Origin of the sequence: Acetomicrobium sp. S15 = DSM 107314 (genome assembly GCF_016125955.1) — a bacterium.
Taxonomy (GTDB): Bacteria; Synergistota; Synergistia; order Synergistales; family Thermosynergistaceae; genus Thermosynergistes; species Thermosynergistes pyruvativorans.
This window is the reverse complement of the sequence record NZ_JADEVE010000389.1, coordinates 1-371: the sequence shown is the minus strand read 5'-3', so window position 1 is coordinate 371 and position 371 is coordinate 1. Positions and strand designations below refer to the sequence as shown.

1 protein-coding gene is annotated in these 371 nt (G+C 35.6%); it reads right to left on the bottom strand.

Annotation, left to right across the window (positions count from 1 at the left end):
* Window positions 1-200: hypothetical protein (locus EZM41_RS14015; RefSeq protein WP_232619360.1), on the bottom strand; the 200-nt coding region annotated here is incomplete at its 3' end.
* Window positions 201-371: the final 171 nt, after the last annotated feature.

Genomic DNA, 371 nt, shown 5'->3' with positions numbered 1-371 from the left:
ACATATCGCAACAAATCTACATCTCTTAATTTACCTAAAATCAAATGAGGTTTAGCAATGAGATTTACCCTGAAAGGAATAAAATCTATGGGTTTATTTATGTTATTTACGACCATAAATCCATTTTCAAACTTTATATTCACGCCGAGCTTGTAGAGCAAAAGCGCAAGGAGGATGGTGCCTTCGTTAACGTTGAGCACCTCTTGCACCCCGTAGTTCGTGTAGTAATATAGGAACTCATCCTACGGCTTTGTTCTAAGGAGTAAATTGGGTACATTATGTGCGCTACAAAAATCTATAAATAGGTAAATAAAAAAGGGGGGTTAGAAATGAAGAAGTGGCAATTAATTTTGAGTTTAGTTGTTTTAGTG